At 63.9% G+C, this 19,817-nt stretch carries 19 protein-coding genes; 11 read left to right on the forward strand and 8 right to left on the reverse strand.

Features of this window, described 5'->3' with window-relative positions:
* Nucleotides 1-106: 106 nt before the first annotated feature.
* The 6 genes from F757_RS0117860 to F757_RS0117885 form a co-directional block, all read right to left on the reverse strand.
* Nucleotides 107-1,654: a 2-isopropylmalate synthase gene (locus F757_RS0117860; RefSeq protein WP_027212583.1), complete on the reverse strand. Its 1,548-nt coding sequence runs from the start codon at nt 1,652-1,654 to the stop codon at nt 107-109.
* Nucleotides 1,655-2,233: 579 nt separating this feature from the next.
* Nucleotides 2,234-3,100, reverse strand: a complete 867-nt coding sequence (gene pssA, locus F757_RS0117865) for a CDP-diacylglycerol--serine O-phosphatidyltransferase (RefSeq protein ID WP_013339882.1) — start codon at nt 3,098-3,100, stop codon at nt 2,234-2,236.
* Nucleotides 3,101-3,124: 24 nt separating this feature from the next.
* Nucleotides 3,125-3,763 (reverse strand): phosphatidylserine decarboxylase, encoded by a 639-nt coding sequence (locus tag F757_RS0117870; protein ID WP_027212584.1) that lies wholly within the window; start codon nt 3,761-3,763, stop codon nt 3,125-3,127.
* A 133-nt stretch (nt 3,764-3,896) separates the two neighbouring features.
* Nucleotides 3,897-4,913, reverse strand: a complete 1,017-nt coding sequence (gene ilvC, locus F757_RS0117875) for a ketol-acid reductoisomerase (protein WP_008920617.1) — start codon at nt 4,911-4,913, stop codon at nt 3,897-3,899.
* Nucleotides 4,914-5,031: 118 nt separating this feature from the next.
* A complete protein-coding gene (ilvN, locus tag F757_RS0117880) occupies nt 5,032-5,523 on the reverse strand; it encodes an acetolactate synthase small subunit (RefSeq protein WP_007175629.1) in 492 nt (163 codons plus the stop codon).
* Nucleotides 5,524-5,635: 112 nt separating this feature from the next.
* A complete protein-coding gene (locus F757_RS0117885) occupies nt 5,636-7,399 on the reverse strand; it encodes an acetolactate synthase 3 catalytic subunit (RefSeq protein ID WP_027212585.1) in 1,764 nt (587 codons plus the stop codon).
* 351 nt (nt 7,400-7,750) lie between these two features.
* Here F757_RS0117885 and F757_RS0117890 point away from each other — a divergent pair, with 351 nt between their 5' ends.
* The 11 genes from F757_RS0117890 (at nt 7,751) to F757_RS0117945 (ending at nt 18,349) form a co-directional block, all read left to right on the forward strand.
* Nucleotides 7,751-8,314 (forward strand): RNA polymerase sigma factor, encoded by a 564-nt coding sequence (locus F757_RS0117890; RefSeq protein ID WP_027212586.1) that lies wholly within the window; start codon nt 7,751-7,753, stop codon nt 8,312-8,314.
* A complete protein-coding gene (locus F757_RS0117895; RefSeq protein ID WP_027212587.1) occupies nt 8,311-8,733 on the forward strand; it encodes a DUF3619 family protein in 423 nt (140 codons plus the stop codon). Before F757_RS0117890 ends, F757_RS0117895 begins: the two co-directional genes overlap by 4 nt.
* A 16-nt stretch (nt 8,734-8,749) precedes the next feature.
* Complete coding sequence (locus F757_RS0117900; protein ID WP_027212588.1) at nt 8,750-9,511, forward strand: DUF3106 domain-containing protein; 762 nt, start codon at nt 8,750-8,752, stop codon at nt 9,509-9,511.
* Between the two features lie 13 nt (nt 9,512-9,524).
* Nucleotides 9,525-10,091, forward strand: a complete 567-nt coding sequence (locus F757_RS0117905; RefSeq protein ID WP_027212589.1) for an RDD family protein — start codon at nt 9,525-9,527, stop codon at nt 10,089-10,091.
* Between the two features lie 408 nt (nt 10,092-10,499).
* On the forward strand, nt 10,500-11,441 hold the full coding sequence (locus tag F757_RS0117910) for a UDP-2,3-diacylglucosamine diphosphatase (protein ID WP_027212590.1): 942 nt from the start codon (nt 10,500-10,502) through the stop codon (nt 11,439-11,441).
* A gap of 52 nt (nt 11,442-11,493) precedes the next feature.
* Nucleotides 11,494-12,525 (forward strand): glycosyltransferase family 4 protein, encoded by a 1,032-nt coding sequence (locus F757_RS0117915; RefSeq protein ID WP_027212591.1) that lies wholly within the window; start codon nt 11,494-11,496, stop codon nt 12,523-12,525.
* A 20-nt stretch (nt 12,526-12,545) separates the two neighbouring features.
* The gene (locus F757_RS33730) at nt 12,546-13,268 is read left to right on the forward strand and encodes a diacylglycerol kinase (protein ID WP_084530941.1); all 723 of its coding nucleotides are present in this window, start codon (nt 12,546-12,548) and stop codon (nt 13,266-13,268) included.
* A gap of 208 nt (nt 13,269-13,476) precedes the next feature.
* Nucleotides 13,477-14,190 carry a TetR/AcrR family transcriptional regulator gene (locus F757_RS0117925; RefSeq protein WP_027212592.1) on the forward strand — a complete coding sequence of 238 codons (714 nt, stop codon included), beginning with the start codon at nt 13,477-13,479 and terminating at the stop codon, nt 14,188-14,190.
* Nucleotides 14,191-14,200: 10 nt separating this feature from the next.
* Complete coding sequence (locus F757_RS0117930) at nt 14,201-14,785, forward strand: TIGR00730 family Rossman fold protein (protein ID WP_027212593.1); 585 nt, start codon at nt 14,201-14,203, stop codon at nt 14,783-14,785.
* Between the two features lie 300 nt (nt 14,786-15,085).
* The gene (locus F757_RS0117935; protein WP_027212594.1) at nt 15,086-15,832 is read left to right on the forward strand and encodes an SDR family oxidoreductase; all 747 of its coding nucleotides are present in this window, start codon (nt 15,086-15,088) and stop codon (nt 15,830-15,832) included.
* 450 nt (nt 15,833-16,282) lie between these two features.
* Nucleotides 16,283-18,349 carry an ArnT family glycosyltransferase gene (locus F757_RS0117945; RefSeq protein ID WP_027212596.1) on the forward strand — a complete coding sequence of 689 codons (2,067 nt, stop codon included), beginning with the start codon at nt 16,283-16,285 and terminating at the stop codon, nt 18,347-18,349.
* Between the two features lie 319 nt (nt 18,350-18,668).
* Here F757_RS0117945 and F757_RS0117950 read toward each other — a convergent pair whose 3' ends face one another.
* Nucleotides 18,669-19,400, reverse strand: a complete 732-nt coding sequence (locus tag F757_RS0117950; RefSeq protein ID WP_035467074.1) for a DUF924 family protein — start codon at nt 19,398-19,400, stop codon at nt 18,669-18,671.
* The gene (locus tag F757_RS0117955; RefSeq protein ID WP_027212598.1) at nt 19,393-19,806 is read right to left on the reverse strand and encodes a group II truncated hemoglobin; all 414 of its coding nucleotides are present in this window, start codon (nt 19,804-19,806) and stop codon (nt 19,393-19,395) included. The genes F757_RS0117950 and F757_RS0117955 overlap by 8 nt, the downstream gene beginning before the upstream one ends.
* Between the last annotated feature and the right edge of the window lie 11 nt (nt 19,807-19,817).

The following is a 19,817-nucleotide window of genomic DNA, read 5'->3' on the forward strand; positions in this document are numbered from 1 at the left end:
AGCCCGCGCACGCCGCATCAAAAAGAAAAGCCCCGCGCCTTTCGAGGTGCGGGGCTTCATGTTTTGTGCAGTCAGCGCCTGCCGGGGAGCTCGGCCTCGTGGAACCTCACTCGGAACGCTGCGGATTGAGCTTGTCGGAGTTCGAGTACAGCTTGTTGAGCGCCGAGATATAGGCTTTCGCCGACGCCGCGACGATATCCGGATCGGTACCCACACCATTGACGATGCGCCCGCTCTTCGAGAGCCGCACGGTTACCTCGCCCTGCGCCTGCGTGCCGGTGGTGATGGCGTTCACCGAGTACAGCAGCAGTTCCGAGCCGCTGCCCACTTCCGTTTCGATCGCGTTGAGGGTGGCATCCACGGGGCCGTTGCCGCGCGCCTCGCCGGTGATCTCCTTGCCTTCCACTGCAAACACGATTTTCGCGTGCGGCTGCTCGCCGGTTTCGGAATGCTGGGACAGCGACACGAACTTGTAGTGCTCCTTCTCCTGCGCCTCGGCGGATTCTTCGGTGACGATCGCGATAATGTCTTCGTCGAAAATCTCTGCCTTGCGATCGGCCAGTTCCTTAAAGCGTGCGAACGCGGTGTTGAGTTCCGCCTCGCTGTCGAGCGCAATGCCCAGTTCCTGCAGACGCTGCTTGAACGCATTGCGACCGGACAGCTTGCCGAGCACGATCTTGTTCGCGCTCCAGCCCACGTCTTCCGCGCGCATGATTTCGTAGGTGTCACGTGCCTTGAGCACGCCGTCCTGATGGATGCCCGACGCATGCGCGAATGCGTTGGCGCCCACCACGGCCTTGTTCGGCTGCACGACGAAACCGGTGATTTGCGATACCAGCTTGGAAGCCGGGACAATTTGCGTCGTGTCGAGGCCCAGTTCGAGCCCGAAATAATCCTTGCGGGTCTTCACGGCCATCACAATTTCCTCGAGCGACGTATTGCCCGCCCGCTCTCCGAGACCGTTGATCGTGCACTCCACCTGACGCGCGCCGCCAATCTGCACGCCTGCGAGCGAATTAGCGACCGCCATGCCCAGGTCGTTATGACAATGCACCGAGAACACCGCCTTGTGCGAGTTCGGAATGCGTTCGCGCAGCGTCTTGACGAGGTTGCCGTACAGCTCCGGCACGCCGTAGCCAACCGTGTCCGCGATGTTGATGGTGGTCGCGCCTTCCGCGATCACCGCTTCCAGCACGCGGCACAGGAAGTCCATGTCCGAGCGGCTGCCGTCTTCGGGCGAAAACTCCACGTCGTCCGTGAATTTGCGTGCGAAGCGCACGGCAAGCTTCGCCTGCTCGAACACCTGGTCCGGCGTCATGCGCAGCTTCTTTTCCATGTGCAACGGCGACGTTGCGATAAACGTGTGAATGCGGAAGTGCTCGGCGGGCTTGAGTGCGTCCGCCGCGCGTTGGATATCCTTGTCGTTCGCGCGGGCGAGCGAGCAGATCGTGCTGTCCTTGATCAGACCCGCGATGGTGTGAATCGAGTCGAAGTCCCCATTTGAACTGGCCGCGAAACCTGCTTCGATCACGTCCACTTTCATCCGCTCGAGTTGCTTCGCAATACGGATTTTTTCTTCTTTCGTCATCGACGCGCCAGGCGATTGCTCGCCGTCGCGCAGCGTGGTGTCGAATATGATGAGTTTGTCGGACATGTCGGAGTCTCCTGCGGAGTCGTTCAATTGGGGAGGTAGATATGGGAATCGGGAAGCTGTTGCGGTCGGTACCGCAGCGGCGCACGGGCCTGCGAGGCGGACAGCGACATTACCGGTCAAGTTGATTACTGCGGTGAATTGCCCACGGTCATTGCCACCAAGGTTGACAGACTGTTGCCACCGAAGTTGTCACAGCAATTACCACAGCAATTGCCACGATGCTTGCCGCCGGTTCGCGCGCGTCAGCGCACTTTAATGCCCGCCTCGCTCACAGCCGCGGCGCCGCCCCAAAAAGGGGACGTAGACGCAGTCATTCACCGACTATATCGACAATCCACCCGCCGTGCAATTGGCGCCAGGCCTGCGTGGCAGGCGTTTTTTCACCGTTGCTCGGCACCGTGCCTGCGCTTGATGAGCAGTGCGCAAGCGTTGGGCGGGCGTTGGCAGCAGCGTCCGACGGTAGCTTGCAAAGAGCCTCGCAAGGGCACTCGTCAAAAAGAAACGGCGCCCCGAAGGACGCCGCTGTCTGATGCGCGCGTTTCGCCTGCAAGCACGCGCTGAAAAGCTATCGCTTATCCATCAGTCGTGTGCGACCGAACGCGCCGGATTAGCCCTGCCTCGCATCGCCTGGTAGGCCCAGAACACATAGCCGGACAAGCCGTACAGCACGAAGAGGCCGAACAGCATCAAGGGCGGATCGGACGACACCAGCACGAACGCCACCACCACGAGCAGAATCACGCCAAACGGCACGCGATGCCGCACGTCAAGCGCCTTGCCGCTATAGAACGGCGCGTTCGAAACCATTGTCACGCCCGCGTAAATGGTTAGCACGAAGGCAACCCAGGGCAGCCAGACAAGCTTGAGCGGCACGCGATTGTCCGTGGCAAGCCATACGAAGCCCGCGATCAGCGCTGCCGCCGCCGGGCTCGGCATGCCCTGGAAGAACCGCTTGTCGACCACGCCGATGTTGGTATTGAAACGCGCAAGCCGCAACGCCGCGCCCGAGCAATAGACGAACGCCGCAAGCCAGCCCCAGCGCCCGAGGTCCTTCAGGATCCACTCATACATGACGAGCGCGGGTGCGACGCCAAACGACACCATGTCCGACAGACTGTCGAACTGTTCGCCGAAGGCGCTTTGCGTGTGCGTCATGCGGGCGACCCGGCCGTCCATGCCGTCTAGCACCATCGCCACGAAGATCGCGATAGCGGCAATTTCGAAGCGCACGTTCATGGCCTGCACGACGGCGAAAAATCCGCAAAAGAGCGCTGCGGTGGTGAACGCGTTCGGCAGCAGATAGATGCCGCGCTTTCTCAGGAACTGCTGACGCTGTGCACGCCGGCTGTCCACGGCCGGCGACTCCGTGACGATCGGCTTGTTGCGGCGGAACGGGCGCGGCAACGGTCCACTGGGGCGCGGGCGGCGCGGTTTGAATGCGGCCATTCGGACAACCTCCTTAGTGCCGCTTTACAGTTCAGCGAGGATCGTCGACGACGCCGACACCTTCTCGCCGATCGACACACGCGGACGGCTGCCCACCGGCAGATACACGTCGACGCGCGAGCCGAAGCGGATAAAGCCGTACCGTTGACCGCGCGTGAGCGGCTCACCTGCACGGACGTAGCAAAGAATGCGCCGCGCGATCAAACCGGCAATCTGCACTGAGGTCACCGTCTGGCCGCCGGCCATTTCGATCACCACCGCGTTACGTTCGTTTTCGAGCGAAGCCTTGTCCACCGCCGCATTCAGATAGGCGCCCGGAAAGTATTCGACCTTGGAGATCGCGCCGTCCACCGGCGAGCGCTGCGAATGCACGTTGAATACGTTCATGAACACGCTGATCTTGAGCGCTTCACGATTGGCATACGGATCATGCGCGGTTTCCACTGCGACGACGCGACCGTCGGCGGGGCACAGCACGGCGTTTGCCTGAGTGGGAATGGGGCGCGCAGGATCGCGGAAGAACTGCACGACGAAGATCAGGATCAGCCAGAAGATCCAAGCAAAGCCGAACCCCGCGAAAGCGTGAACCAGCAAGGCAACGACGGCCGCGATGGCAATGAACGGCCAGCCTTCTCGCGCGATGATCGGATGTGGGTAATTCATGGATGGCTTCAGTATTTTGTAAAACCGTAGGATAGCAAAAGCCGCCCAGGGTTCAGCACCCTTGGGCGGCTTTTTGCATGACCGGCGCATGCGGCGATGCACCGCGCCGGCTTTGTGCGATAAAACGGACTTCTTAGTTCTTCGACTGATCGACCAGCTTGTTCTTTGCAATCCACGGCATCATGGCGCGCAGCTTCGAGCCGACCTGCTCGATCTGGTGCTCGGCCGTCAGACGGCGGCGCGATTGCAGCGTCGGAGCACCCGCCTTGTTTTCGATGATGAAGCTCTTTGCGTACTCGCCCGTCTGAATGTCGGTCAGCACGGCCTTCATCGCCTTCTTGGTTTCAGCCGTCACGATGCGCGGACCCGTCACGTACTCGCCGTATTCCGCGTTGTTCGAGATCGAGTAGTTCATGTTCGCGATGCCGCCTTCGTAAATCAGGTCGACGATCAGCTTCAGTTCGTGCAGGCACTCGAAGTACGCCATTTCCGGCGCGTAGCCTGCTTCCACCAGCGTTTCGAAGCCGGCCTTGATCAGATCGACCGTACCGCCGCACAGAACAGCCTGTTCGCCGAACAGGTCGGTTTCCGTTTCTTCGCGGAAGTTCGTTTCGATGATGCCGGCACGGCCGCCGCCATTCGCCGCTGCGTACGACAGCGCGATGTCACGCGCCGCGCCCGACTTGTCCTGCGCGACTGCGATCAGGTGAGGCACGCCGCCGCCTTGCGAGTAGGTGCCGCGAACCGTGTGGCCCGGCGCCTTCGGCGCGATCATGATGACGTCGAGATCCGCACGCGGAATGACCTGGCCGTAGTGCACGTTAAAGCCGTGCGCGAAGGCGAGCGCCGCGCCCTGCTTGATGTTCGCGTGAACTTCTTTCGCGTACACGTCGGCGATCTGCTCGTCCGGCAGCAGCATCATGACGACGTCCGCGCCCTTCACGGCTTCCGCCACTTCCTTCACTTGCAGGCCGGCGTTCTCGGCCTTGCTCCACGATGCGCCGCCCTTGCGCAGACCGACCGTGATGTTCACGCCGCTTTCCTTCAGGTTCAGCGCGTGCGCATGGCCTTGCGAGCCATAGCCGATGATGGTGACCTGCTTGCCCTTGATGAGGGAGAGATCGGCGTCCTTGTCGTAGAAAACTTTCATGTCGGTTCCTTGGCTAGATTCGGATGATTCAGAGATTCAATACTGCGAATGGGATGCTGCAAGGCCGGGCGTGATGATAATGACGAGCGCCGCCCGGCGCGGATCGAAACGCTGCGGGCTATACCTTCAGGATGCGCTCGCCGCGACCGATGCCCGAACTGCCCGTGCGGACGGTTTCGAGAATCGCGGTTGCGTCGAGTCCTTCGATGAAGGCGTCGAGCTTGTCGCTCGCGCCCGTCAGTTCGATCGTGTAGGTCTTTTCGGTGACGTCGATGATGCGGCCGCGGAAAATATCCGACATCCGCTTCATTTCCTCACGTTCCTTGCCGACCGCTCTCACCTTGATCAACATCAGCTCGCGTTCGATGTGGGCGCCCTCGGTCAGGTCGACCACTTTCACCACCTCGATCAGGCGGTTCAGATGCTTCGTGATCTGTTCGATCACGTCGTCCGAGCCAATGGAGACGATGGTCATGCGCGACAGCGAACGGTCTTCGGTCGGAGCCACCGTCAAGGTTTCAATGTTGTAGCCGCGCGCGGAGAAGAGACCGACCACGCGTGACAACGCGCCCGGTTCGTTTTCCAGCAGGACGGAAATAATGTGTCTCATGTTTCGCTTCTTCCAGATGTTTTGTCGATGTCTGCGAACGGTTGCGCGCCGCTTCGTCCGCCCGCGCCTTTCATGAAGGCGCGCACGACGGAGCCGACGTTAGCGACCGTCGTTATAGATCTTCCGAACCCATGAGCATCTCGGTGATGCCCTTGCCGGCCTGGACCATCGGCCAGACGTTTTCGGTGGGGTCGGTCTGGAAGTCGAGAAACACCGTGCGATCTTTCAGGCGCAGCGCTTCCTTCAACGCCGGTTCGACGTCGGCCGAGCGTTCGATACGCATGCCGACGTGGCCGTACGCTTCGGCGAGCTTCACGAAATCCGGCAGCGCGTCCATGTACGAATGCGAATAGCGCTTGCTGTATTCGATCTGCTGCCACTGGCGCACCATGCCCAGATAGCGGTTGTTCAGCGAGATGATCTTCACAGGCGTGTCGTACTGCTTGCAGGTCGACAGTTCCTGTATGCACATCTGGATCGAGCCTTCGCCGGTGATGCACAGCACGTCGTCGTCCGGGTGCGCCATCTTCACGCCCATCGCCGCCGGCAGGCCGAAGCCCATGGTGCCGAGGCCGCCCGAGTTGATCCAGCGGCGCGGCTTGTTAAAGCGGTAGAACTGCGCGGCCCACATCTGGTGCTGGCCGACGTCCGAACAGACGAACGCGTTGCCGTCGGTCAGTTCCCACGCCTTTTCCACCACGTACTGCGGCTTGATGATGTCGCTCTTGCGGTCGAACTTCAGGCAGTCTTTCGCGCGCCAGGCTTCGATGTCCTTCCACCAGTCGGCAAGCGCCGCGGTGTCGGGGCCGTGCTCTGCCGTTTGCAACTGCTCGATCAGCTCCTTGAGCACTTCCTTCACGTCGCCGACGATAGGAATGTCGACCTTGACGCGCTTGGAGATGGAAGAAGGATCGATGTCGATATGGATGATCTTGCGCGGCCGCGACGCGAAGTGCGTCGGGTCGCCGATCACGCGGTCGTCGAAGCGCGCGCCGATTGCGATCAGCACGTCGCAGTGCTGCATCGCCATGTTGGCTTCGTACGTGCCGTGCATGCCGAGCATGCCGAGGAATTTTTTGTCGCTCGCGCGGTAGCCGCCCAGACCCATCAGTGTATTGGTGACGGGATAGCCGAGCAGATCGGCGAACTGGTTCAGCTCGCGCGAGGCGTCGGCGAGAATGATGCCGCCGCCGGTGTAGATGTACGGGCGCTTTGCCGACAGCAGCAGCGACACCGCCTTGCGGATCTGACCGGAGTGCCCCTTCGTGACCGGGTTGTACGAGCGCAGCGACACGCTTTTGATCGGCTCGTACTGGCAGGGCGCCTTCGACACGTCTTTCGGAATGTCGATCAGCACCGGGCCGGGACGACCGGTACGGGCAATGAAGAACGCTTTCTTGACGGTTGCGGCGAGCTCGCGCACGTCCTTCACGAGGAAGTTGTGCTTCACGCACGGACGCGTGATGCCGACAGTGTCGCACTCCTGGAACGCATCCTGGCCGATCGCGGCAGTCGGCACCTGGCCGCTGATCACGACCATGGGGATCGAATCCATGTAAGCGGTAGCGATGCCGGTCACCGCATTGGTGACGCCGGGGCCGGAGGTCACGAGGCACACACCGACCTTGCCGGTGGACCGCGCATAGGCGTCGGCGGCGTGAACGGCGGCCTGTTCGTGGCGCACGAGGATGTGTTCGAACTTGTCCTGCTTGTACAGCTCGTCGTAAATGTAGAGTACCGAGCCGCCCGGATAACCCCAGATAAACTCGACGTCTTCGTCGGCCAGTGCCTTCATGAGCACAGTGGCGCCGATAGAGTCAGCTTCGTGGTGTGGAGTGGTATCCGACGTGGAGAATTCCGCGCTGGGCATATTCATTTATTCACCTTTCGAATTTTCGGCAAAAAATTGATCGGGTGCTCTCTGCCGGGCTTGTGGCTCGGGTTCAAGCGGCGCGTCCAGTTGACAGGTGAGCTTCTTGGGCCACACCTCAATGAGACAAGTCACTTATGTTGCGAACCAGCGACGATAGCGGCAGACGCCCGCGCGGTCAAGCAAATATTGCCCGATGCCCGCGCAGGCGGCCGTTCCTGACCGATGCGGCGCATCAGGACGGCATGCGCTGCCCCACCTTTCGCCCCTGCTGGCGCAAAAATTTGTTAGCATCCGCGAGTTTTACGACATTTTTCGACCGATTACGCGCACGCTCGCTGCGCCGACCCCCAACGGATGGCATCAGACAAGGAACTCGCCGATTTTTTGGCGGGCGTCGAAAGGCGCGCATTCAAGCAGACGGTCTACGCCGTGCGGGACGACGACGCCTCGCTGGATATCGTGCAGGACGCGATGATCAAGCTCGCCGAGAAATACGGCGACCGCCCCGCAGCCGAGCTTCCGCTTCTGTTTCAGCGTATTCTGCAGAATGCGACGCACGACTATTTCCGTCGTGCGAAAGTACGCAATACCTGGGTGAGTCTGTTCTCGTCGCTCGGCAATTCGGACGACGAGGAATTCGATCCGCTTGAAACTTTCGAGGCGGAGCAAGGCTCGGCGGGCGCCGAGAGCAACGAGCGCAAACTCGAGCGCGAACAGGTCTTGCAGACTATCGACGACGAGATCCAAAAATTGCCGGCACGTCAACGGGAGGCGTTTCTCATGCGTTATTGGGAAGATATGGATGTCGCTGAGACTGCCGCCGCAATGGGCTGCTCCGAAGGCAGTGTGAAGACGCACTGCTCGCGGGCCACCCACACGCTGGCGCAAGCGCTCAAGGCCAAAGGAATCACGCTATGAGCTCCCTCGAAACAAAAGAACTCGAGTTCGCCCGCCAGGTGCGCCGCGCGCTCGACGAAAACGCGGCCGGCATTCCGTCCGCCACCGTCGACCGGCTGGCCGCCGCGCGCCGTGCCGCGCTTGCCCGCAAGAAGCCCGAAACCGTGAATGCGCCGGTGTTCGTCCCGGCTCTCGCGGGCATGCCGTCGGGCCTCTCGAACGAAGCACGCCCGCAGCGCCGCCGCTCGCCGCTGCGCCGCTTCGCGCTGGCGTGGCCGCTCGCCGCGCTGGTGGTGAGCCTCGTCGGCATCGCCTACTGGGAAGACCAGCAACGCACGGCCGAACTCGCCGATATCGATGCCGCCATGTTAAGCGACGACCTGCCGCTCAATGCCTATCTCGACCACGGCTTCAACGCGTATCTTTCGCGCGCCCACTGAGCGGGAGATTGTTCGGGTGAGCTACAAGCGCGGCTTGGCCGTTGTTTTCGGATGTGCGATAGCGGCGCTCGTGTCGTTTGCCGCCACGTATCCGCGCTTTTACCCGAGCCCCTCGCCCGCCAGCGCGCCTGCCACGAACGGCAACGGCGCGGCGCCCGCACGTTCGCCCGCAACCACGCTCAGCGTCGAGTTGCCCAGCCTGCCCGGCAGCCAAAGCCCGCTCGCGTGGACGCGCCTGAGTTCCGCCGACCATATCGCTCTCGCGCCGTTCGAGGCACAGTGGGATTCGTTTAGCGACGAACGCAAGCGCAAATGGCTCAAGATCGCGTCGCGTTACTCGAAGTTATCGCCTGAAGCGCAAAAACGCCTGCACGACCGGATGACCGAATGGGTACGCATGACGCCCGATCAGCGGCGCGTCGCGCGTGAAAATTATCAGGTTTCGAAGCAGTTGCCGCGCGAAGCGCGTCAGAACGCATGGAAGGCGTATCAGGAGTTGCCGGAAGAGCTCAAGCAGCGGCTTGCCGCGAGCGAGCACAAGCGGCGTCCGAGCGTGGTCAGCGCGCCGCCGTCGGGGCGCAGCGAGATCAAGGGCCTCGACCGGCTGGTCAACGCGCGCGAGCGCGCTGCAAGCGGCGCGCCGGCGGCGAGCGCGGCGGCCGCGTCGTTGCCGAGCCCGGCTTCGCTGCCGGGCATTCCGGCGGCCGGCAGCTTCGTGCCGGCCACGCCAGTGCCGGTCTCGCCGGCGGAAGCGCCGTCCATCTTCAATGGTTCGTAGAGCGCGCCCGCCTGTGGCCGAGCCGCGCGAATCCGCCAATCTCAACCCGGAATCTGATTCCGCGGCGAGCGCAAGCTCGCCTGCGGCAGGGCCAGCGTCGGCGGCCAGGCCGCCCAGCGTGCGCCGCCGCCTTGCCGCGCTGCTGTACGAAGCGCTGCTGCTGTTCGGCGTCGTGTTCGTGGCGGCCTATCTGTTCAGCACGCTCACGCAGCAGCGCAACGGGCTCACGCATCACAATCTGCTCGCGGCGTGGATCGGCCTTGTCGTCGGTCTGTATTTCGTCTGGTTCTGGACCCACAGCGGCCAGACGCTGCCGATGAAAACCTGGCGCTTGCGCGTGGTAACCGCGGAGGGCGCGCCGCTCTCCGCCTGGCGCGCCATCGCGCGTTATGTGCTGGCCTGGCTATGGTTTCTGCCGCCGCTCGCGCTGCATCCTCTCCTCGGCTTGCACTTGCCGCAGACGCTTGCGCTTGCCGGCCTCTGGTTCGTGCTGTGGGCCGCTACCGGACGGCTCGGCGCAAGCCGGCAGTTCCTGCATGATCGCCTCGCCGGCACTCGCGTGATCGACGTTGCGCGCTAAGCGTTGCGCGCCAGGCATCGCGCGAGGGCGGCGAGCCGCGGGTGCCGCAATTGCAGGGTGAGGCGAATCGGCGTGAGGACCCCGCATCCCGCTTCGGTTTGCCACTCCAACACCTCGCCGATCCGCCATTCCGCACTCCGCACTCCGCATTCCGCATTCCGCATTCCGCATTCCGCATTCCGCATTCCGCATTCCGCATTCCGCATTCCGCATTCCGCATTCCGCATTCCGCACTCCGCACTCCGCACTCCGCACTCCGCACTCCGCACTCCGCACTCCGCCGCTCCACCACTCCCCTTCTCCGCTCCTCCACACACTCCACCGCCGTAATAAGAACTTCTCGTGACTGTCACGGCACAGTCACGCGCCGTAGGCCCAATACGGGCACCGCAACTCGACGCGTGAGCCATGGACTCCAGAACGTCCGCGACTTCCCTGTTCCGCCAGACCGGCCCGAGCGTCGACTCCGTCGCGTTTCGTCCCGGCCCCAGCTCTGGCCACGGCTTGCCGCTGCCAGCCGCGCCGCAGCAACTCGACACGCCCACGCCCCAGCACGACGAAGACCATGCGGAGCCCCATCGCTACCGCACGATCTGGCTGTCGGACATCCATCTTGGCTCGAGCGGATGCCAGGCGCCCTATCTGCTCGATTTCCTGCGCCACAACGAGTCGGAGTACCTGTATCTCGTGGGCGACATCATCGACGGCTGGCAGTTGAAGAAAGGCTGGTACTGGCCCCAGGCGCACAACGACGTCGTGCAGAAGGTGCTGCGCAAAGCGCGCAAAGGCACCCAGGTCATCTACGTGCCCGGCAATCACGACGAAGCCGCGCGCCAGTTCTGTGACCTCGCGTTCGGCGACATTCACGTGCGCGGCGAGGCGTTTCACACGACGCTCGCCGGCAAGCGCCTGTGGATCGTGCACGGCGATCTGTTTGACGGCGTGATCCAGCACGCGAAATGGCTCGCGTATCTCGGCGACACGCTCTACACGATGATCCTGGTCCTGAACCGCTGGTTCAACCGCATCCGCAGCCGGCTCGGCTTTCCGTACTGGTCGCTGTCGCAGTACCTGAAGCATCAGGTGAAGAACGCGGTGAACTTCATCTCCTCGTTCGAACGCGTAATGACGGACGAAGCGCGCCGCCGCGGCTGCGACGGCGTGGTGTGCGGACACATTCACAAAGCCGAGATACGCGACATTGACGGCGTGCTGTATTGCAACGACGGCGACTGGGTCGAAAGCCTGTCGGCACTCGTCGAAACGTATGAAGGCGAGCTCAAGGTGATCTACTGGACCGTGATGCGCGCTCCGCAAGCGGGCGTGCAGAAGGCCCGTGCAACCGCGTAACCCTTCTCAACTGCTTTGGTCCGGACCGGGCACACAATCGAGGAACGAATCGATGAAGATCATGATCGTCACCGACGCATGGGAACCGCAGGTCAACGGCGTCGTGCGCACGCTCAAGAACACCACACGCGAGCTCACCGAACTCGGCCACCGCGTCGATTTGCTGACACCGCTCGAATTCCGGACGATCCCCTGCCCGACCTACCCCGAAATCCGTCTGTCGCTCCTGCCGCGCCGCAAGCTGCGCGAGCGCATCGACGCATTCCAGCCCGACGCCTTGCATATCGCCACGGAAGGCCCGCTCGGCATGGCCGCGCGCGCCTACGCGATCCAGCACAAGCTGCCGTTCACCACGGCCTATCACACGCGTTTTCCCGAATATGTGCAGGCGCGCTTCGGCATTCCGCTCGCCGCGACCTACAGGTTCCTGCACTGGTTCCACAAGCCGTCGCTCGCGGTGATGGCGCCCACGCCGGTGGTGAAAAGCGACCTCGAAAAGTACGGTTTCACGAACGTCGTGCTGTGGACGCGCGGCGTGGATCTCGACATCTTTCGCCCTATGGATTCGAAAGTGCTCAACACCGCGAGGCCGATTTTTCTGTACGTGGGGCGCGTGGCCGTCGAGAAGAACGTCGAGGCTTTCCTGAAGCTCGATTTGCCCGGCTCGAAATGGGTGGCGGGCGAAGGCCCGGCACTCGCTGAACTGAAGTCGCGCTACCCGCAAGCGAACTACCTTGGGGTGCTCACGCAGGCTGAACTCGCCCAGGTCTACGCGGCAGCGGACGTGTTCGTGTTCCCGAGCCGCACGGACACGTTCGGCCTCGTGCTCCTCGAGGCGCTCGCCTGCGGCACCCCGGTGGCAGCCTACCCGGTCACCGGCCCGATCGACGTGCTCGCCGACGGCGGTGCTGGAGCGATGAACGAAGACCTGCGCGAGGCGTGCCTCGAAGCGCTCAAGATCGACCGCGCGCATGCACGGGCGTGGGCCGAGCGCTTCTCGTGGGCGGCGGCCTCCGAGCAATTTGCCGCGCATCTAAAGCCGTTGCCGCGCGCTTCGTATCGCGAGGAAAGCGCAACCGCGTAACGCGGCGCGCCGGGCTGCCCATGCAACGCCGATCCTCTCCCACGAGCCGCGCATCTTCAAACGGCGTACTGCGCGCCGTACAGCGCGGCGACACTCATCGCGACGAGCACAATGAACGCTACGAACGCAACGAGCACGACGGCCGCGATGGCACGGGCGCCGATCCGTTTGACGACGTCCGCGCCCCCCCTGCGCTAGACCATCACGGCGCACAGGGCCGCAATGGCCGGCACAACCGCAGCGGCCCAGGCCAGCCGCTCCTCCCTCACGGAGATGGCGGCGCGCCCGCGCCGCACGAAACATCGCACGAACCGCTCGGCCCTGACGATCCGCTCGCGCCGCTGCCCTTTAATCCGTACAAGGGCAATCGCGGCCTCACGCGGGCCTGGCACGCGATGAAGAACTCGCTCGCGGGATTTCGCGTCGCGATCCGCGAGGAGAGCGCGTTCCGTCAGGAACTGACGCTCGCCGCGATTCTGCTGCCCTGCGGCATGCTGGTTCCGGTCGACCCGGTGGCGCGCGTGTTGCTGCTCGGCTCGGTGCTGCTCGTGCTGATCGTCGAGCTGCTGAATTCAAGCGTGGAAGCCGCCATCGACCGTATTTCACTCGAACGGCACGAGCTGTCGCGCCGCGCGAAAGATCTGGGCAGTGCCGCGGTGATGGTCGCGCTCGGCATGTGCCTGATGACGTGGGTGCTGATTGTCGGCCCGCTCGTGGTGCATTGGGTAACCGCGTGGCTGTGAACGCCGCCAGGGCGACGTGCGGCACCGGCTGCTGCAAGTCCCGCGCATGGTCGTCGCGAATAATGAAAACCCTGAGTGTCCGCTTGAAATTAGCACGCTCGGTTTATAATCGTCCGGCAGTCTCAAAAAAGCAACCGCGTCCGGGTGGACCGAAAAAGCAGCGGCACGCCGCCGCGCGCCCACCCCGGCGTAACCAGGGCCGGACGACATGGAAGCCAAACCTCCCCGCCGCACCCGCGAACGGATACTCGAACTGTCGTTGAAACTGTTCAACGAGATCGGCGAGCCGAACGTTACGACGACGACCATCGCCGAGGAAATGGAAATCAGTCCAGGCAACCTGTACTACCACTTCCGCAACAAAGACGACATCATCAACAGCATCTTCAGCCAGTTCGAGCAGGAGATCGAAAAGCGTCTGCGTTTTCCGGACGACCACCGCGCGACCATCGACGAAATGTGGTCGTATCTGCAGTACATGGTCGATTTCACCTGGCGCTATCGTTTCCTGTATCGCGACCTGAACGATCTGCTCGCGCGCAACCGCACGCTCGAGACGCACTTCAAGCAGATCATCAGCCACAAGGTACGCTTTGCGAGCCAGTTCTGCGACCAGCTCGTCGCGGACGGCGAAATGGTGGCGACGCCTGGCGAGTTGCAAGTAATCGCGACGAATATCGGTGTCATCGCAACGTACTGGCTGTCGTATCAGTTCGTGATGAATCCGCGCAAATACAACGAGCAGGAGACGATTCGCGCGGAGCTGCATCAGGTGAGCGTGCAGATCGTGTCGTTGATGGCGCCTTACCTGCGCGGCCGCTCACGGCAGATTTTCGACGATCTCGTGTCGGGCAAGCTGCAAAAACGCGAGTTCTACGACTATCTCCCGCCCAAGGAAGGCGGCGCGCCCCGTAACGAATAGGACGTTTTTCATGAAGTCGGTGTGTGTGTATTGCGGTTCCGCGAACGGAGCCAAACCCTTGTATGCCGAGGCCGCGCGCGCGTTCGGACGCGCGCTGGTCGAGGCCGACCTTGCGCTCGTCTACGGCGGCGGCAAGGTCGGGCTGATGGGCGTGATCGCCGACACGGTAATGGCCGAAGGCGGCCGCGCGATCGGCGTGATTCCGGAGCTGCTCGTCAACAAGGAAGTCGGCCATAACGGCTTGACGGAGTTGCACGTGGTGCCGGATATGCATCATCGCAAGAAGATGATGGCCGATCTGTCCGATGCGTTCGTCGCAATGCCGGGCGGCGCCGGCACGCTCGAAGAGTTTTTCGAGGTCTACACGTGGGCGCAGCTCGGCTACCACCAGAAACCTGTTGCACTACTGAACATCGACGGCTTTTACGATCCGTTGATCAAGCTGTTGCAGCACACGGTGGAAGAAGGATTCATGCGGCAAACGTATCTGGACATTCTGCAGATGGACGCCGACCCCGCCGGGTTGATCGGCAAGCTGCAACGCTATCAGCCGCCCGCCGCCGACAAGTGGGCCATCAAGCGCGAAGCCGTTTGATTCGCGCCTGGGTTGCGGCGCGGACTCGACGCCGCGGTGGAGGATGGACTGGCGGCCGTGGTCGCGGTTGCACCGGCGGCCGTGGTTGTGGATGCAGTAGCTGGGGCGTCTGCTGTTGTAGAGGATGGACTTCGGGCCGGGGTCGCCGTTGCACCGGCGGCTGTGGTTGCAGATGCGGTAGCTGGGGCGTCTGCTGTTGTCGCGGTTGGGCTTACTCCGGTCCCTGCCGCCGGATGACCACCTTTCCCCTTCGTTTTCGGTCGGACCCTGAACCTTAACTACTTGCCAGTCGAGGCTGCGATGACTCAAACTGTTCTGATCACCGGCGGCAGCCGCGGCATAGGCCGCGCGACCGCGCGCCTGCTCGGCGAGCGCGGCTGGTCGGTGGGCGTGAACTACGCGCAAAACCGGAGGGCCGCCGAAGAAACCGTCGCAGAAGTGGAGCGTGCCGGCGGACGGGCGCTGCCGATTGCCGGCGACGTCGCGAACGAAGCCGACGTAATCGCCATGTTCGACGCGGTTGTACGAGAGTTCGGCCGGCTCGACGCGCTCGTCAACAATGCGGGCATCGTGGCCCCGTCCATGCCGCTTGCGGACATGGACCTCACTCGCCTCACGCGCATGTTCAATGTGAACGTGCTCGGCGCCTATCTGTGCGCGCGCGAAGCCGCGCGACGCATGTCGACCGATCGCGGCGGCGCGGGCGGCGTGATCGTGAATGTGTCTTCCGCGGCGGCGCGGTTGGGCTCGCCCAACGAATACGTCGACTACGCAGGCTCGAAAGGCGCAGTCGACACGATGACGCTCGGCCTCGCGAAAGAACTGGGGCCGCGAGGCGTGCGCGTGAACGCGGTGCGGCCCGGCCTTATCGACACCGAAATCCACGCGAGCGGCGGCAAGCCGGAGCGCGCGGCCCAGCTTGGCGCGACCACGCCGCTGGGGCGTCCCGGCAGCGCGGACGAAGTCGCGCAAACCATCGTCTGGCTGTTGAGCGACGCGGCGTCGTATGTGACCGGCGCGCTACTCGACGTGGCAGGCGGGCGCTAGCCGCTAGCCGCGGTTCTTTCAACACTTTGTGCGGCGCTCGTTCTCATGCGCCGCCCGGCGGGGCGGCGCCTCGAACAGGCGCCGCTTTTCCTCTCTCCGCCTCTCTCCGCCTCTCTCCGCCTCTCTCCGCCTCTCTCTGCCTCTCTCTGCCTCTCTCTGCCTCTGCCTCTGCCTCTGCCTCTGCCTCTGCCTCTCTGCCTCTCTGCCTCTCTGCCTCTCTGCCTCTCTGCCTCTCTCCCCGCTCTTCCCGCTCTTCGTTGCCTCCCTTAGCGGCATCAGGCATCGCCGCGGCACGCCCAATCGCAGTATGCGTGCGCCGCCGCGCCTGTAATCAACCGTAATAATGGGAGACTACAATCGCGACGACCGCGCGGACTCGCGCGACGCAAGCTAGAACATCGTGTGCGCAACCGGTTTGCCGCACACCGCGACCAGACCAGAGATCGTTTCATGCAAGAAAAGTCTTCCACACCGTGGCGCAAGGGGAGCGCCGCCACAGCGGTGTCCGCGACAGCGGGCTTCGCCGATCACTCGCAGCAGGCGCGGTTAGCCGGCGCCGCCCCGAGTGGCGCGAGCGGCCTGAGCGGCCCGATCAACCCGAACAACGCAGGCGCGACCGACGCCCAGACCTCCGCAGCCGCCGCGCCCACGCGCCCCGCCAAGCCTTCGGGACCGCCCGCGTCAAGCGCTGGCGATCAGCCCGCCCTCGGCTTGCCGGCTGCGGATCGCCCGAGCGGCGGCGCACGCTGGCGCGCGCTCAGCAGCGTCCGTCCGCTGATGTGGCTCGTCGCGCTGGCGGTCCTGTGCGCGTGGCTGTTGCCGGGTACCTTGGGGCACGATCCCTGGAAGCAGGACGAAACCTATACGTTCGGCATTGTCCAGCACATGCTCGACACCGGCGATCTCGTCGTGCCCACCAATGCTGGCCAGCCGTTTGTCGAGAAACCGCCGGTCTACGACTGGGTCGCCGCGGGCCTCGCATGGATGTTCGGCCGCTATCTGCCGCTGCATGATGCCGCACGGCTCGCGAGCGCGCTGTTCGCGGGCCTGACCGTCTACTACACGGCGCGCGTCGCACGCCGCGCGGTGGATGCGTCGAGCTGGTTCGACCTGCGCGTGCTCGGCACGTTGGCGCTGTTCGGCGGCACGCTCGTCGTCGTCAAGCATGTCCACGACATGATGACCGACGTCGCGCTCATGGCGGGCGCTGCCCTTGGCTTTTGCGGGCTCTTTGAACTGGTGCTCGTGCATCTTCACGACGATGGCGCGCGAGGCGGCCTGTCGGGCGAAGCGGCGCGCGCGCGCCGCCATGCGATTCTGAGCGGTGCGGCAATGTTCGGCGCAGGCGTGGGCGTCGCCTTTCTCGCCAAGGGCCTGTTTGTGCCGCTGGTATTCGGCGCGACGACCTGTGCAGTGCTTGCGCTCTATCCTGCCTGCCGCAGCCGCAGCTTCGCAGCCGCACTGGGCATCGCGGCGCTGGTCCTGGCACCGTTCGCGCTGATCTGGCCGATCTGCTTTTATCTGCGCTCCGAGGCGCTTTTCAGGATCTGGCTCTGGGACAACAACATCGGCCGTTTCTTCGGCTTCTCGGTCGCAGAGCTCGGCTCGGAAAGCGAAAGCCGGCTGTTCGTGCTGCGCACGGCGCTGAGCGTCGGTTTTCCGGCCGTGCCGCTCGCGCTGGCCGCGCTCGCCGGCGGTGCGTGGCGGCGCTGGCGCGATCCGCGCGTCATGTTGCCGACGATCTTTGCGGGCGTCGGTTTCGCCGTGCTGCAATCCTCGGCGACGATCCGCGAGCTCTACATCCTGCCGTTCATCGCGCCGCTTGCGCTGCTCGCGATGCAAGGCGTCGAGCGGCTCCCGCGACGTCTGCATACTGTCTGGGACATGACGAGCCGTGTGCTGTTCGGCAGCACGGCGGCGCTCGCATGGATCGTCTGGTCGATCATGAGCAGTCCAGTCAGTGCGCACGCTTCGCTGCATCTGCTCGGCCGGTGGCTGCCGCTCGACTGGGTGTTGCCAGTGAAACCCGTTCTGCTCGCGGCCGCGCTGCTGATGACGCTTGGCTGGCTCTGGCTCCTGCCCGTCTTCAAGTACACCGGCAAGTGGCGCGGCGCGCTCAGCTGGTGCGCGGGCGCAATCGTCGCTTGGGGACTCGTCAGCACGCTGCTGCTGCCTTGGCTTGACTATGCGAAAAGCTACCGCTCTGTGTTCGAAAACCTCGGCGCCGCGCTGAATCGGGAATGGAACGACGGCGATTGCATGGCGAGCGTCGGGCTCGGCGAATCCGAGGCGCCGATGCTCTATTACTACTCGGGCATCGCGCATCAGCCGAGCGCGAACACACGCACGACGGCCTGCACCTGGCTGATTGTCGAAAGCCGCCGCACCAACGCCTTGCTGCCCGCCGGCGACTGGCGGCTCTTCTGGAGCGGAGCGCGGCCCGGCGACAACGACGAGCTGCTGCGCGTGTTCGTGCGCACGCCGACGGCCGCGCCGGCTGCGGCCGATGGTCCGTGAGCGCGTGGCCATGGTTGCGAGCGCAACTTATCGTTGTGATGGCAAGGCGCGCCGGCATCGCGCAATACGCGGCGCTTTGCTGCATCTTCGAGGGGTGCAGTGGTGCGGTGATCGACGTGCGGCGGTGGCGGTCGTCATGCGGTGATCGATGCGCGGCGGCGGTGGCGATCGACGTGCGGTGCTCAATGTGCAGTGACGCAGTAGCGCGGTGGCCCAGTAAGCCGGTGGCGCGGTAGTGCGCTAGCCCATTGATGCGTCAGCGGAGTCGCGCAGTGGCGCGACGCCCTGCCGCGCCGTGCCAACTGTCCCGCACCGCGCATCAACCAGCAGTGCCCTTTGCACCCCTGCGCGCCCCCGTCCCTTTCCTCCGGCGCGACTGGAACGACGATCCCGGCTCGCGCAAGAAAGCGGTTTCCTCGGCCGTCGACTGCCGTCCGAGCAGCGCATTGCGATGCGGAAAGCGTCCGAAACGCGCGACGATCTCGGCGTGCCTCACGGCGAACGGATAATACGACTCGCCGCCCGGCTCGTCGGCGAGCGCCTTGAAAAGACGTAGGGATTCCTGCTGGCTCGCCAGCGCTTCGTCGTGTTCGAACGGCAGATAGGCGAACGCCCGATAATGCACGCTTGGCAAGCGCCGATCCGCACCGCTCGCCACCATCTGCTGCGCGATCTGCAGCGCCTTGCGGTCAGCCGCGAACGCGCGCGCCGTATCGCGATGGCAGTTGCGCGAAAACTGGTCCAGCACGATGACGAGCGCCAGCGCGCCGAGCGGCGTGGCGGCCCAACTGTCGAGGTGCGAGTCGAGTGCGGCATCAATCAGGTTTCCGAAACGTTCGCGCAGCATGGCGTCGAACGATTCGTCGACGGAAAACCACAGCTTGCGCGCCTGACCGAAGTCCGCTGCATCGGGGGAACCGAACCAGCAGTCGAGCACCTCGCGGGCTTGCGGCGGGAGCGCGCTGTAAGCGGTGAGGTCTACTGGCGTCGAACCGGTCGGCGCGCGATCTGACGGCGCGCACTCCGGCACCACGGCTTCTTCGTCAGCCATTGCGGTTGCGCATCCAGTCCGCCGTTTCAAAGAACGAACCGAGCAGGCGTTCCCTGAGCGGCTCCGCAAGCCCGATGTCTTCCATTGCCCAGGCCATGCAGCGTAGCCACTGGTCGCGCTCGCTGGACGCAATCGCGAACGGCAGATGCCGCGCCCGCAAGCGCGGATGCCCAAAGCGGCTGATGTAGTGGTCCGGGCCGCCCAGCCATCCGCACAGAAACCAGAACAGCTTGTCGCGCGAACCTTCCATTGACTCGGGATGCAACGCGCGAATGCCGGCGAACTCGGCTTCGAGATCCATCAGATCGTAAAAACGGTCGACCAGTTCGCGCACGCGCGCTTCGCCGCCCACCAGTTCGAAGGCCGTCGGCTGCGCCGCGGACACCTCGTCATCCATCTCGCTCATCAACACTCACC

Origin of the sequence: Burkholderia sp. WSM2232, assembly GCF_000472545.1 — a bacterium.
Lineage (GTDB): Bacteria > Pseudomonadota > Gammaproteobacteria > Burkholderiales > Burkholderiaceae > Paraburkholderia.